Source organism: Antarctobacter aquimaris, from assembly GCF_900184945.1.
Lineage (GTDB): Bacteria > Pseudomonadota > Alphaproteobacteria > Rhodobacterales > Rhodobacteraceae > Maliponia > Maliponia aquimaris.
This window is the reverse complement of the sequence record NZ_FXYF01000004.1, coordinates 180367-193558: the sequence shown is the minus strand read 5'-3', so window position 1 is coordinate 193558 and position 13192 is coordinate 180367. Positions and strand designations below refer to the sequence as shown.

Here is a 13192-nt window from a genome sequence, read left to right as displayed (position 1 = left end):
TCCAACCAATGAGCGCATAAGCGCCGGGACAGAGGCAGAGAATGACGACGATGACCAAGGTGAAGGGCGCTCCCGCGCTCCCTCTCAACACGATCCTGGCCGGGGACTGCATCGAGGTGATGCGGAGCCTCCCGGAAAACTCTGTCGACCTGATCTTTGCCGATCCGCCCTACAACCTGCAACTCAAGGGCGCGTTGCACCGCCCGGACAATTCGCAGGTGGACGCGGTCGACGACCATTGGGACCAGTTTTCAAGTTTCGCCGCCTACGACAGGTTCACCCAAGACTGGCTCGCAGCGGCGCGCCGATTGCTCAAGCCCGACGGGGCGATCTGGGTGATCGGCTCCTATCACAACATCTTTCGGGTGGGCACGGCGTTGCAGGACGCGGGCTACTGGATCCTGAACGATGTGGTCTGGCGCAAGGCCAACCCGATGCCGAATTTCCGCGGTAAGCGGTTCACCAACGCGCATGAGACGATGATCTGGGCCTCGAAGGCCGAGGGCGGGCGCTACACCTTCAACTACGAGGCGCTCAAGGCGCTGAACGAAGGCATCCAGATGCGCAGCGACTGGGTCCTGCCGATCTGCAACGGCGGCGAGCGGCTGAAGGATGGCAACGGGGACAAGGCCCATCCGACGCAAAAGCCCGAGTCGCTGTTGCACCGCGTGCTGGTCGGATCGACCAATCCGGGCGACGTGGTGCTGGACCCGTTCTTTGGCACGGGGACAACGGGCGCGGTGGCCAAGATGCTGGGCCGCGACTGGATCGGGATCGAGCGCGAGGCGGCCTACCGCGAGGTGGCCGAAAAGCGCATCAGCCGGGTGCGGGCCTTTGACCGCTCGGCGCTGGAGGTCAGCGCCTCCAAGCGGTCCGAACCGCGCGTGCCCTTCGGCCAGCTGGTGGAACGCGGCATGTTGCGCCCGGGCGAAGAGCTGTGGAGCATGAACGGCCGGCACAAGGCCAAGGTCCGCGCCGACGGGACGCTGGTGGGCAACGACGTCAAGGGATCGATCCACCAGGTGGGGGCCAAGCTGGAAAACGCGCCGTCGTGCAACGGCTGGACCTACTGGTGTTTCCGCCGCGACGGCAAGACGGTGCCGATCGACGTGCTGCGCCAGCAGATCCGCGCCGAGATGACCGAACGCCCGGACTGAGATTTCCACGAACACCACAAAGACACCGCCGATGCCGGGATCATTTCCGCGGCATTACCTGGCCCCGCTTGCCGCTTGGCAGGCGGGGCATTTTTCTGCGCCCTGTCCCTGACGACACGGGGATGTGCAGGAATGCCGACCCTTGGTGCGCTTGATGACTTTGCCACCGATGGCCTATCTGTGGAGCAGCGCAAGCCACAGGAGGCCCCGATGGAACTGAACGCCGATTTTTCGCAGCCGGTCGTGATCCGCCCCGAGGACCATCACTGGCGCCCCTCGCCCGCGGCGGGGGTGGAGCGCATGATGCTGGACCGCATCGGCGACGAGGTGGCGCGGGCCACGACCATCGTGCGCTTTGCGCCCAACAGCGCCTTTGACCGGCACACCCACGGCGGGGGCGAGGAATTCTTGGTGCTGGAGGGCGTGTTTTCCGACGAACACGCGGACTACCCGGCGGGCAGCTATGTGCGCAATCCCATCGGCACCGCGCATACACCGCACATCGGGCCGGAGGGGGCGACGATCCTGGTCAAGCTGTGCCAGTTCGCCGCCGACGACACCGACCAGAAGGCCATCGACACCCGGACCGCACGGTTCGAGGCGGGGCCGATCGAAGGTGTCGAGGTCTTGAAGCTGCATCGCCACGGCGCCGAGGAGGTGCGGCTGGTCCGCTTTCAGCCGGGGGCAGGGCTGGACATGCAGGCGATCGGCGGAGAAGAGGTCTACGTGATCGAGGGCACGCTACAGGACGCGGCGGGGCGCTATCCGGCCGACACCTGGCTGCGCAATCCGCATCCCGTGACCCGTGCGCGCCGGTCCGATGAGGGCTGCCTGCTCTGGGTCAAGACCGGGCACCTGCCACGCGCAGAGGCGCGGTAAGGCAGGTGACGGCGGGGCTTCCAGTCGCTTGCGAAAGCGCCTAAGGCTGGCCGCATGGATATTCGCGCGCTCCTGATGGGCCTTGCCTTTGCGGTGATGTGGTCCTCTGCCTTTGCCTCGGCCCGCATCATCGTGGCGGCCGCGCCGCCGCTGTCGGCGCTGGCGCTGCGCTTTCTCATCTCGGGGCTGCTGGCCGTGGCGATCGCCAAGGCGATGGGGCAGAGCTGGCGGCTGACGCCGGCGCAATGGCGCGCGACCATCGTCTTTGGCATCTGCCAGAACGCGCTGTACCTGGGGCTGAACTTTGTCGCCATGCAGACGGTCGAAGCCTCGCTGGCGGCGATCATCGCCTCGACCATGCCGCTGCTGGTGGCGCTGACGGGCTGGGCGTTCCTGAAGGAAAGGTTGCGTCCCCAGGCGCTTGCCGGGCTGATCGCCGGGCTGTGCGGGGTCGCCATCATCATGGGCGCGCGCTTTGGCGGCGGGCTGGACCTGGTCGGTGTGGCGCTCTGCGTGCTGGGGGTGATCGCGCTGACGGTGGCGACGCTGGCGCTGCGCGGGGCGATGTCGGGCGGCAATTTCATGATGATCGTGGGCTTGCAGATGCTGATCGGCAGCGCGGTGCTCTGGGGGCCGGCGCTGGCGCTGGAAACCGTGCAGATCGACTGGTCCGCCAGCCTGGTCGCGGCCTTCGCCTACACGACGCTGGTGCCGGGGCTGGCCGCCACCTTTGTCTGGGTGCTGCTGGTCGACCGCATCGGCGCTGTGCGCGCCGCCACCTTCCACTTTCTCAACCCGTTCTTCGGGGTGGCCATCGCCGCCGTCCTGCTGGGCGAGGCGCTGCGCCCGCTGGACCTGCTGGGCGTCGCGGTGATCGCCGCCGGCATCCTGGCCGTGCAACTGGCGCGGATCCCCGCGGCAGAAGCTAAAACTCTCCCGAATTCCTAGACCCTCTGCCCGAACGGCGGAAACCTTTGTTTACCTCGCCGGGCTAGACCCTTGCCAAAGCGCCGGGATGCATTTCCCCCGGCCGCAACATGCGAGGTCACGTCATGGGCAGATTTTCGATCCGGGTTCAGGTGATGCTGCTGGCGGCGGCCTTCATTGCGACGCTGCTGATCCTGTCGGCCGTGTCCTGGACAATAAAACGGGAACTGACCGGCGGGTTGGACCACACCACCCGGATATTCGAGAAAAGCGTGGCGATTTCCGAGATCACCAAACATGTGCAGAACGCCGAACTGGCGATGATGATGTTTGTCGCGCTCAAGGACGATCATATCGAGATTCTCCGCGCCGACATGGCCGAAGCGGCTGAACACCTGGAGGAAGCAAGCGGAATCCTTGCGGTCGACAAGGCCAATCCGCAGGTTGCAGAGCTGCTTGGGCAGTTGGAGGTGATGGCCGGGCGCCTGGCGGCGATGAATGCGGATGTCGAGATCCTGGCCGCCAAGTCGCTGTTCGACCGCAAGGTCTTTGCCGACCAGACCCTGCTGCCGGAGTTCGAGGCGATCCGCGCCGAACTGTTCGAGATCACCGATATGCTGGAGGCCGAGGTCGCCCGGACCGATGCCGAGATGGACGCGCTGGCCCGCACCGCCGACATCAAGCAGCTGGTGGGCAACACCGTGGCCATCGCGCTGGCGCTGGTGATCGCCCTGGTCTTTGCGCGGTCGCTGTCCATGCCGATCCGGCGCGCGCGCGACGCGGTGGCCCGGCTGGCCGAGCATGATTTCGACGTCGAGATCCGCGACACGGACCGCGCGGACGAGGTGGGGATGATCTCGCGCAAGCTGGAGGACCTGCGGGCCAAGCTGCGGGAGGCCGATACGGCCGAGCGCCGCGCGGCCGAGGAGAACAGCCGCCGCGTCGAGCTGTTCGAGGCCTTGGGCCTGGCCATGAGCCGGCTGCGCGGCGGTGACCTGGACAGCCGGATGCAGCCGCAGGACTGGGCCGACCTGGGCGGCAACTACGTGCGGCTGTGCGAGGATTTCAATAGCCTGGCGCAGGCGCTGGACGATCTCGTCGGCGCGCTGCGGACCAGCGCCGATGCGGTGACCGACAATGCCAACGAGCTGTCGACCATGTCCGACGAGATGTCGCGCCGGTCCGAGGTGCAGGCGGCCACGCTGGAACAATCCGCCGCCGCGCTGGAAGAGCTGTCCGCCAGCGTGCGCTCGGCGGCAGAGCAGGCGCAGGATGTCGATGTCAAGGTGGTCGAGGGCCGGCGCCGCGCCGAACAGGGCGGCGAGGTGATGGCGCGCGCCTTGCAGGCGATGGGCTCCATCGCCAAGTCCTCGGAGCAGATCGCGCAGATCATCACGGTGATCGACGACATCGCCTTTCAGACCAACCTGCTGGCGCTCAACGCCGGGGTCGAGGCGGCGCGCGCCGGCGAATCCGGCAAGGGGTTTTCGGTGGTCGCCTCCGAGGTGCGCAGCCTGGCGCAACGCGCCTCCGAATCGGCCAGCGAGATCAAGGAACTGGTGCTGAACAGCACGCAGCAGGTCGAGGATGGCGAACGGCTGGTGCAGGAAACCAGCGAGACCCTGACCCATATCGTGGCCAGCGTGACCGAGGTGTCGGGCCTTGTCTCCGGCATCGCCGCCTCGGCCAAGGACCAGGCGAGCGGGGTGCAGGAGATCAACGTGGGCGTCGGCGAACTGGACAAGGCGACTCAGCAGAACGCCGCGATGGTCAGCCAGACCAATTCCGCGAGCCAGCAGCTGCGGGTCGAGGCGCTGCGCCTGTCCGACCTGCTTCTGCGGTTCGCCGGGGGCGGGGCGGCGGCATCGTCACGGACCGCGCCTGCCTCCGGTGGTGCGGATGACTGGGCTGGCCATGCCGGTGACGACTGGGACGCTCAGGCCACGCACCACACGGCCGAGGACGATCGCTATGACGACACCGACGGCGCGGAGGAGGCCCTGTCGGAAAAGGCGGCGCACGAGGCGCTGGTGCACGGCAGTTGGGCAGGCGCGACCGTCGTGCCGGAGCCGGTCCGGGTGGCGGAGACCGGGGAGGACGGCTGGTCCGTGGCCGCAGACGACGAGGACAGCGCGGTGCCGCAGCAACGCGCCGTCGGCGATGCCCAGTGGAAGGATTTCTGACGCCCTGACCGGACCGCCGGTCAGGCCGGCCCGATCCGCCCGCCCGCGTCACCCACCTGGCCGCGGTGCAGCAGCAGGTGGTCCAGCAGAACGCAGGCCATCATCGCCTCACCCACAGGCACGGCGCGGATGCCGACGCAGGGGTCATGGCGGCCCTTGGTGACGATCTCGGTCTCTTCGCCGGTCAGGGTGATGGTGCGGCGCGGCGTGAGGATCGACGAGGTCGGCTTGACCGCGAAACGCACGACCACCTCCTGCCCGGTGGAAATGCCGCCCAGGATGCCGCCCGAGTGGTTCGAGCTGTAGACCGGGCCGTCCGGCCCCATGAATATCTCGTCGGCGTTCTCGCTGCCCTTGAGCGCGGCGGCGTTCATGCCTTCGCCGATCTCGACCCCCTTGACCGCGTTGATCGACATCATCGCCGCCGCGAGGTCGGTGTCGAGCTTGCCGTAGACCGGCGCGCCCAGGCCGGCGGGCACGCCACGGGCCACCACTTCGATCACCGCGCCGACGCTCTCACCCGACTTGCGCAGCCCGTCGAGATAGGTCGCCCAGTCCTCGGCCGCCTGCGGATCGGGGCACCAGAAGGGGTTCTGCTCGATCTGCGCATCGTCAAACCGCGCGGGGTCGGCCCGGTGCGGGCCCATCTGGACCATGTAGCCGCGAACCTCGATGCCGGGGATCAGCGCCGCCAGCGCGGCGCGGGCCAGCCCGCCCGCCGCCACGCGCGCCGCCGTCTCGCGCGCCGAGGACCGGCCGCCGCCGCGATAATCCCGCAGGCCGTATTTCTGGAAATAGGTGATGTCGGCATGCCCGGGGCGGAATTTCTGCGCGATCTCCGAGTAGTCCTTGGACCGCTGGTCGGTGTTCTCGATCATCAGCTGGACCGGGGTGCCGGTGGTGCGCCCGTCGAACACGCCGGACAGGATGCGCACGGCGTCCGCCTCCTGCCGCTGGGTGGTGTAGCGGTTCTGGCCCGGCTTGCGCCGGTCCATCCAGTGTTGCAACTGCGCCTCGTCGATCGCGATGCCGGGCGGGCAGCCGTCGACCGTCGCCCCAAGGGCCGGTCCGTGGCTTTCGCCCCAGGTGGTGACGCGGAAAAGATGTCCGAAGCTGTTGATGCTCATGGCGGCGGTCCTTCTGTCGAAGGCGGGATACGCAACCCCGGCGGCGATGCCAAGACCCATCCTGCCCGCGCTGCGGTCCCCCTTGAAGTCCGCGCGCGGCGGCGCTAGGTCTGGCTGTACCTCGGGGTGGTGGCGATGCAGTCACCTGAGATGTCCGTCAGGCGGACGAACCCGTTGAACCTGAACCGGTTAATACCGGCGGAGGGAAGGTGTGGACCCCGACAGGTCTCCAATCTTGCCCTCGCGCCGCAATGTTGGAGAACGTCATGAAGACCCTGACCTTCACTGTTGCCGCGGGATGTCTGAGCGCCACGATGGCCCTGGCGGACACCCCCGTCCTGACAGTCTACGCGCCTGATTATTTCGTGTCCGAATGGGGCCCCGGCCCGAAGATCGAAGAGCTGTTCGAGGCGCAATGCGCCTGCGACCTGCAGTTCAAGCCGGGCGACCTGCTGCCGCGCCTGATGCTGGAGGGCGACCGGACCGAGGCCGACGTGGTGATCGGCCTGAACACCGACGTCACGAAAAAGGCGCGCGAGTCGGGCCTGTTTGCCGAACACGGGGTCGCGCTGGACGCGCTCACCCTGCCGCTGGACTGGACGGACACGGTGTTCCTGCCGTTCAACTACGCGCACACCGCCTTTGTCTACGACACCACCCGGGTGGCCAATCCGCCCGCGTCGTTTGACGACCTGCTGAACGCGCCCGACGACCTGCGGCTGGTGATCCAGGACCCCCGCACCTCGATTTCCGGGCTGGCGCTGGTGCTCTGGGTGCAGGCGGTCTACGGCGACGGCGCGCAGGCGGCCTGGGAAAAGCTGGCGCCCAAGATCGTGACCGTGACCAAGGGCTGGTCCGAAAGCTATGGGTTGTTCACCGACGGCGAGGCCGACATGGTGCTGAGCTACACCACCTCGCCCGCCTACCACATCATCGCCGAGGGCGACGAGACCAGGAAGGCGGCGATCTTCCCCGAGGGCCATTACTTCATGGTCGAACTCGCCGCGAAGGTGGCGGGCACGGATCAGCCGGAGCTGGCGGATCAGTTCATGCAATTCGTTCTGGGCGGCGATTTCCAGGGCATGATCGCGACGGGCAACTGGTCGATCCCCGCGGCGCTGCCGATGGAGCAGTGGCCCGAGGGGTTCCAGGCGCTCGACCTGCCGGAAAAGGTGCTGTTCTACTCCGAGGATGAAGCAGCCGCGCTGCGCGACGAGGCCATCGAGGCATGGCGCCGCGCGCTGTCGCAGTAACCGCGGCGCTGGCCCTGGCGTGTCTCACGCTGGGGCCGGTGGGCGTGGTGCTGGCCCGGGCGGGGGGCCTTGGCGCGCTGGGTCCGGGCGACTGGCAGGCGCTGCGCTTTACCGTCTGGCAGGCGCTGTTGTCCGCCGTCTTCAGCGTGGCGCTGGCGGTGCCGGTGGCCAAGGCGCTGGCGCGGCGGCGCTTTGCCGGGCGTGGCCTGCTGGTCACGCTTCTGGGGGCGCCGTTCATCCTGCCGGTGATCGTGGCGGTCATGGGGCTGATCGCGGTCTTTGGCCAGGCCGGGCTGGTCAACGCGGGGCTGGCGGCGCTGGGCCTGCCAAGGCTGGACATCTACGGGCTGCACGGGGTCGTGCTGGCGCATGTGTTCTTCAACCTGCCGCTGGCGGTGCGGATGCTGCTGACCGGCTGGGCCGCTGTCCCGGCGGAGCATTTCCGGCTGGCGGCGTCATTGGGCCTGGGGGTGCGGGCGCAGTGGCGGGTGATCGACGGGCCGCTGATCGCGCGGGTGGTGCCGGGGGCCTTTACGGTGATCTTTGTCATCTGCCTGACCAGCTTTGCGGTGGCGCTGACGCTGGGCGGCGGGCCCCGGGCGACAACGGTCGAACTGGCGATCTACCAGGCGATGCGGTTCGATTTCGACCTGGGCCGCGCCGCCGGGCTGGCGGTGTTGCAACTGGCGCTGGCGCTGGTGGCGGGCGTGGTGGCGCTGCGGGTGGCCGGGCAGGCGGGCTTTGGCGCGGGGCGCGACCGGGTGGTGCCGCGCTGGGACGGGCGGTCCCTGGCTGCACGGATCGGCGACGCGCTGTGGATCATGCTGGCGGCGGGGTTCCTGCTGGTGCCGCTGGTCGCGGTGGTCCTGCGCGGATTGCCGGGACTGGCCCTGCTGAGCGGCGACACGCTGACCGCCGCCGGGCATTCGCTGGCGGTGGCGCTGGTGTCCACCGCGCTGTGCCTGGCCTGGGCGCTGCCGCTGGCGACGCGGCGGGGAGAGTTGCTGGCGCTGCCCGCCATCGCGATTTCGCCGCTGGTGCTGGGCACCGGGCTGTTTTTGATGCTGCGGCCCTTCGTGAACCCCTTTGACATGGCGTTGCCGGTGACGGCGCTGGTCAACGCGCTGATGGCGCTGCCCTTTGCCCTGCGCATCCTGCGCCCCGAGGCCGAGGCGGTCGAGCACGACTTTGGCCGCCTGCGGGCCAGCCTGCGGATGACGCGGGCGGCCTGGCTGCGGCTGGTCTGGCTGCCGCGGTTGCGGCGGCCGATGGGCTTTGCGGCCGGGCTGACGGCGGCGCTGGCGATGGGCGACCTCGGCGTGATCGCCCTGTTCGCCGACCCGGACCGGGCGACGCTGCCCTTGCAGGTCTACCGGCTGATGGGATCCTATCAGATGGAGGCGGCGGCAGGCGCGGCGCTGCTGCTGCTGGGGCTCAGCCTGGGCCTGTTCTGGCTGTTCGACAGGGGAGGGCGCGGCGATGCTGAGGCTTGAGAAGGTGCGCGTGCACATGGAGGGCGGCGACCTGACCGCCGACCTGGCGCTGGCGCCGGGGCGGCGGGTGGCGGTGGTCGGCCCGTCGGGCGCGGGCAAGTCGACGCTGCTGGACGCCATCGCGGGGTTTCGCCTGCCCGCCGCGGGGCGCGTCCTGTGGCAGGACCGCGACATCACGCGCGCGCCGCCCGAGGCGCGGCCGGTGTCGATCCTGTTCCAGGACAGCAACCTGTTTCCGCACCTGACGCTGGCGCGCAACCTGTGCCTTGCGCTGCACCCGGACGGGCGGCGGCCCGATGCCGAGGCGCGCGAACGGATCGACGGGGCGCTGCGGCGGGTCGGGCTGGAGGGGCTGGCCGAGCGTCGGCCGGGCACCCTGTCCGGCGGTCAGCAGGGGCGGGCGGCGCTGGCGCGGGTGCTGCTGATGGCGCGGCCGGTGATCCTGCTGGACGAACCCTTTGCCGCGCTGGGACCGGCGCTGAAGGCCGAGATGCTGGAGCTGGTGCGCGAGGTGGGCGAAAGCCTGGCCGCGCTGGTGGTGCTGGTCACGCATGACCCCGGCGACGCGAAACGCTTTGCCCAGGAGGTGGTGCTGGTGGCCGAGGGCGTGGCCTTTCCGCCGGTGGCGACGCAGGCCTTCCTCGACGATCCGCCGGCGGTGTTCCGGGATTACGTCGGCACGACGGGGTGACAGGCCGGACCCGCAGCGTCATGTTACACGGCAACGCAAGGGGAGGACGGCCGATGGGAACGCATGCTGGAGGGTGCCTGTGCGGCGCGCTGGGGTTCGAGGTGACGGCGGATCCGCTCTGGATCACGGCCTGTTTCTGCCGCTTTTGCCAGCGCGCCACCGGGTCCACGGGGGTGATCGAGCCGATCTTCGACGCGACGGCGTTCCGCATCACGAAAGGCACGCCAGCCCGGTATGTCCATGTCTCGGACGGCAGCGGCAAGGAGGTCCATGTTCATTTCTGCCAGACCTGCGCGACCAAGACCCACCTGACCTTTGAACGCTGGCCCGACCGGCTGGGGGTCTATTCCGGCGCCTTCGACGATCCGGGGTGGTTCGACTTCACGCCGGCAAACAGCAAGTACATCTTCCTCGACGAAGCGCCGCGCGGGACGATGGTGCCGGCCGGCTTCACCTGCTTTTTCCAGCACGCGGCGACGCCGGACGGGACACCGCAGGAGCCCTTCGTTCCCGATGAGGTCTGGATCGCCCCGCGCCGGACATGAAAAAAGCCCCGCCGGTTGGCGGGGCTTTCGTGTCGGGTCAGGGCCGCGGCGTCAGGCCAGCGGCTTGCGCTTGATCGGCGCCCAGATCCGCTTGTTCACCAGATACAGCAGCACCGACAGCACCACGAGGAAGAACACGCCGGCAAAGCCTGCCTGCTTGCGCTGCATCATCTTGGGCTCGGCGGTCCACATCAGGAAGGCGGAGACATCCGCCGCGATGTGGTGCAGGTCGTTGGCGTGACCGTCGTCATAATCGACGTCTTCGCCGTAGAGCGGCGGGCCCATCGAGATCCAGCCGCCCGGGAAGGCGGTGTTCTCGTAGAGGGTCGCGCCGGCCTCGACCTTTTCCTCGCCGGTGTAGCCGACGAGCAGCGAGGCGATGTATTCGGGGCCGCCCATGCCCTTGAACAACTGGTTGATGCCGAGGCCATAGGGGCCGTGGAAGCCGGCACGCGCCTTGGCCATCATCGACAGGTCAGGTGCGCCGACGGCGGTGTTGGCCGGGAAGTGGTCGGTCGGCTTGGCCGGGCGGAAATCCTCCAGCTCGTCGTCGTAGACTTCGAGCGTCGCGGCGTAGGCGATGACCTGCTCTTCGGTGTAGCCGAGCGCCTCGAGGTCACGGATCGGGACGTAGCGCAGCCCGTGGCAGGCCGAGCAGACCTCGGTGTAGACCTTGAGGCCGCGCTGGAGCTGGTTCTGGTCCCAGGTGCCGAAGGGCCCTTCGAACGAGAACTTGAAGTCCTCGACATGGGCCTCGCCGCCGGCGGCATGAGCGCCGCCGGCCAGACCGAGGGCCACGAAGGCCGCGAGGGTGAGTTTCTTGAACATCTCTTTCGGTCCTTCTTGTCTTATTCCGCCGGGGTCGCGGCAGGCGCGCCCTTGGCCTCGCCCTTGGGCGGGTAATGGGCGTCGAAGTCGGCCTCGATCGTGTCGGGCTGCGGCAGCGGTTTCTCGATCACGCCAAGCAGCGGCAGGATGATCAGGAAATACGCGAACCAGTAGGCCGAGGCGATCAGCGAGAAGCTGGCATAGGGCTCTTCGGCCGGCATGGCGCCCAGCCACATCAGCGCGAAGAAGTCGATGACCAGCAGCCAGAACCACCACTTGAACATCGGCCGGTAGCGGCCCGAGCGGACCGACGAGGTGTCGAGCCAGGGCGCCAGCGCCATCACGATGATCGCGCCGAACATCGCCAGCACGCCAAAGAACTTGGCGTCGATGATGCCGCCGGTGACGAAGGAGGCAAGCTGCACCAGCCAGACGTCCGAGGTGAAGGCGCGCAGGATGGCGTAGAACGGCAGGAAGTACCATTCCGGCACGATGTGCGCGGGCGTGACCAGCGGGTTCGCCTCGATGTAGTTGTCCGGGTGGCCCAGGTAGTTCGGCATGAAGCCGACGATGGCAAAGAAGACCGCCATGATCAGCGCCAGGGCGAACAGGTCCTTGATCACGTAGTAGGGCCAGAACGGAACGGTGTCCTTCTCGGCCTCGGCCTTGGAGCCGCGGCGCACTTCGACACCGGTCGGGTTGTTGTTGCCCGTGGTGTGGAAGGCCCAGATGTGCACGGCGACCAGCGCCGCGATCACGAAGGGCAGCAGGTAGTGCAGCGAGAAGAAGCGGTTCAGCGTGGCGTTGTCCACCGCCGGTCCGCCCAGCAGCCAGGTCTGGATCGGTTCACCGATCAGCGGGATCGCACCGAACAGGCCGGTGATGACGGTCGCGCCCCAGAAGGACATCTGACCCCAGGGCAGGACGTAGCCCATGAAGGCGGTGCCCATCATGCAGAGGTAGATCAGCATGCCGATGATCCAGGTCACCTCGCGCGGGGCCTTGTACGAGCCGTAGTAGAGGCCGCGGAAGATGTGCGCATAGACCGCGACGAAGAACAGCGACGCGCCGTTCATGTGCAGGTAGCGGATGAAATGGCCGCCGTTCACGTTGCGCATGATGTGCTCGATCGAGGCGAAGGCCATGTCGACATGCGGCGTGTAGTGCATCACCAGGATGATGCCGGTGACGATCTGCAACACGAGGCAGAAGGTCAGGACGATCCCCCAGATCCACATCCAGTTCAGGTTCTTGGGCGTGGGGATCATGATGGTGTCGTAGAGCAGCCCGACGATCGGCAGGCGGCTGTGCAGCCACTTTTCTGCGCCGGTCTTGGGCTCGTAATGGTCGTGCGGAATTCCAGCCATGTGTCTAGCTCCTCAGCCCAGCAGGATGGTGGTGTCGTCGACCCATGCGGCCGGGGGGACAGGAAGGTTGCGCGGGGCCGGTCCCTTGCGGATGCGTCCGGCGAGATCGTAGTGCGAGCCGTGGCAGGGGCAGAACCAGCCGCCGAATTCGCCGGCGTTGCCCAGCGGCACGCAGCCGAGGTGGGTGCAGACGCCCATCTGGACGATCCAGGCCTCGGCGGCCTCACCTTCGGGCGAGGGCATGGTGCGGTTGGCGTCGGTGGCCGGGGCGCCCGAGTCGATGTTGGCGTTGTTGGCCAGCGCGTCGACCAGCGCCGGGGCCGAACCGTCGGCGATGGCGGCGTCCTGCGCCTGGGCCTCGGCGATCTCTTCCTCGGTGCGGTGGCGGATGAAGACCGGCTTGCCCAGCCATTTGACCGTCAGCTGCGTGCCCGGGGCAACGCCCGACACGTCGACGCGGATGGTGGACAGGGCGCGGACGTCCGCCGAGGGGTTCATCTGGTTCACCAGCGGCCAGACGGCTGCGCCGGTCGTGACGACCCCGGCGCCTGCCGCGGCGTAGTAGAGAAAATCCCTTCTGGTGCCTTCGTGGTCTTCTGCGTGGGACACGAGGTTCGCTCCATTTCTGTGGGGCCGTCGGCCCGCGGTAAAACCCATGGTTTCCGGAGGCTCGAAAAGACTCCGGACCCCGCTCAGGGTCGGTATCTAGCGGGGACCCCCATTCGGGTAAAGGATGCAAAAC

The 13192-nt window shown here is 68.1% G+C and carries 12 protein-coding genes and 1 riboswitch; of the genes, 8 read left to right on the top strand and 4 right to left on the bottom strand.

Features of this window, described 5'->3' with window-relative positions; translation table 11 throughout:
• Window positions 1–41 precede the first annotated feature (41 nt).
• The 4 genes from MAA8898_RS08780 to MAA8898_RS08765 all read left to right on the top strand — a co-directional run bounded on the left by MAA8898_RS08780 (window position 42) and on the right by MAA8898_RS08765 (window position 5146).
• Window positions 42–1157 (top strand): site-specific DNA-methyltransferase, encoded by a 1116-nt coding sequence (locus MAA8898_RS08780; RefSeq protein ID WP_094020620.1) that lies wholly within the window; start codon window positions 42–44, stop codon window positions 1155–1157.
• Window positions 1158–1289: 132 nt separating this feature from the next.
• The gene (locus MAA8898_RS08775) at window positions 1290–2036 is read left to right on the top strand and encodes a cupin domain-containing protein (RefSeq protein ID WP_245853314.1); all 747 of its coding nucleotides are present in this window, start codon (window positions 1290–1292) and stop codon (window positions 2034–2036) included.
• A 54-nt stretch (window positions 2037–2090) separates the two neighbouring features.
• A complete protein-coding gene (locus MAA8898_RS08770; RefSeq protein ID WP_094020618.1) occupies window positions 2091–2984 on the top strand; it encodes a DMT family transporter in 894 nt (297 codons plus the stop codon).
• Window positions 2985–3088: 104 nt separating this feature from the next.
• The gene (locus tag MAA8898_RS08765; RefSeq protein ID WP_176445108.1) at window positions 3089–5146 is read left to right on the top strand and encodes a methyl-accepting chemotaxis protein; all 2058 of its coding nucleotides are present in this window, start codon (window positions 3089–3091) and stop codon (window positions 5144–5146) included.
• Between the two features lie 20 nt (window positions 5147–5166).
• On the opposite strand, the gene aroC is transcribed toward MAA8898_RS08765, so the two are convergent.
• Window positions 5167–6273, bottom strand: a complete 1107-nt coding sequence (aroC, locus tag MAA8898_RS08760) for a chorismate synthase (protein WP_094020616.1) — start codon at window positions 6271–6273, stop codon at window positions 5167–5169.
• A gap of 112 nt (window positions 6274–6385) precedes the next feature.
• Window positions 6386–6497: riboswitch (TPP riboswitch) on the top strand.
• Window positions 6498–6539: 42 nt separating this feature from the next.
• Between aroC and thiB the strand changes: the two genes are divergently transcribed.
• Genes thiB through MAA8898_RS08740 form a run of 4 tightly spaced genes read left to right on the top strand, consistent with a single transcriptional unit; the run spans window position 6540 to window position 10255 of the window.
• Window positions 6540–7526, top strand: coding sequence for a thiamine ABC transporter substrate binding subunit (thiB, locus tag MAA8898_RS08755; RefSeq protein ID WP_094020873.1), 987 nt, complete (start codon window positions 6540–6542; stop codon window positions 7524–7526).
• The gene (locus MAA8898_RS08750) at window positions 7502–9019 is read left to right on the top strand and encodes an ABC transporter permease family protein (protein ID WP_094020615.1); all 1518 of its coding nucleotides are present in this window, start codon (window positions 7502–7504) and stop codon (window positions 9017–9019) included. Before thiB ends, MAA8898_RS08750 begins: the two co-directional genes overlap by 25 nt.
• Window positions 9006–9710: a thiamine ABC transporter ATP-binding protein gene (locus MAA8898_RS08745; protein ID WP_176445107.1), complete on the top strand. Its 705-nt coding sequence runs from the start codon at window positions 9006–9008 to the stop codon at window positions 9708–9710. The genes MAA8898_RS08750 and MAA8898_RS08745 overlap by 14 nt, the downstream gene beginning before the upstream one ends.
• 53 nt (window positions 9711–9763) lie before the next feature.
• Window positions 9764–10255 (top strand): GFA family protein, encoded by a 492-nt coding sequence (locus MAA8898_RS08740; protein WP_094020614.1) that lies wholly within the window; start codon window positions 9764–9766, stop codon window positions 10253–10255.
• A 51-nt stretch (window positions 10256–10306) separates the two neighbouring features.
• Here the strand turns inward: MAA8898_RS08740 and MAA8898_RS08735 are convergent, their stop codons facing one another.
• The 3 genes from MAA8898_RS08735 to petA are packed head-to-tail and all read right to left on the bottom strand — an operon-like array spanning window position 10307 to window position 13059.
• Window positions 10307–11083: a cytochrome c1 gene (locus tag MAA8898_RS08735; RefSeq protein ID WP_094020613.1), complete on the bottom strand. Its 777-nt coding sequence runs from the start codon at window positions 11081–11083 to the stop codon at window positions 10307–10309.
• Between the two features lie 20 nt (window positions 11084–11103).
• A complete protein-coding gene (gene petB, locus MAA8898_RS08730) occupies window positions 11104–12450 on the bottom strand; it encodes a cytochrome b (protein ID WP_094020612.1) in 1347 nt (448 codons plus the stop codon).
• 12 nt (window positions 12451–12462) lie between these two features.
• Window positions 12463–13059, bottom strand: coding sequence for a ubiquinol-cytochrome c reductase iron-sulfur subunit (gene petA, locus MAA8898_RS08725; protein WP_094020611.1), 597 nt, complete (start codon window positions 13057–13059; stop codon window positions 12463–12465).
• Window positions 13060–13192 lie beyond the last annotated feature (133 nt).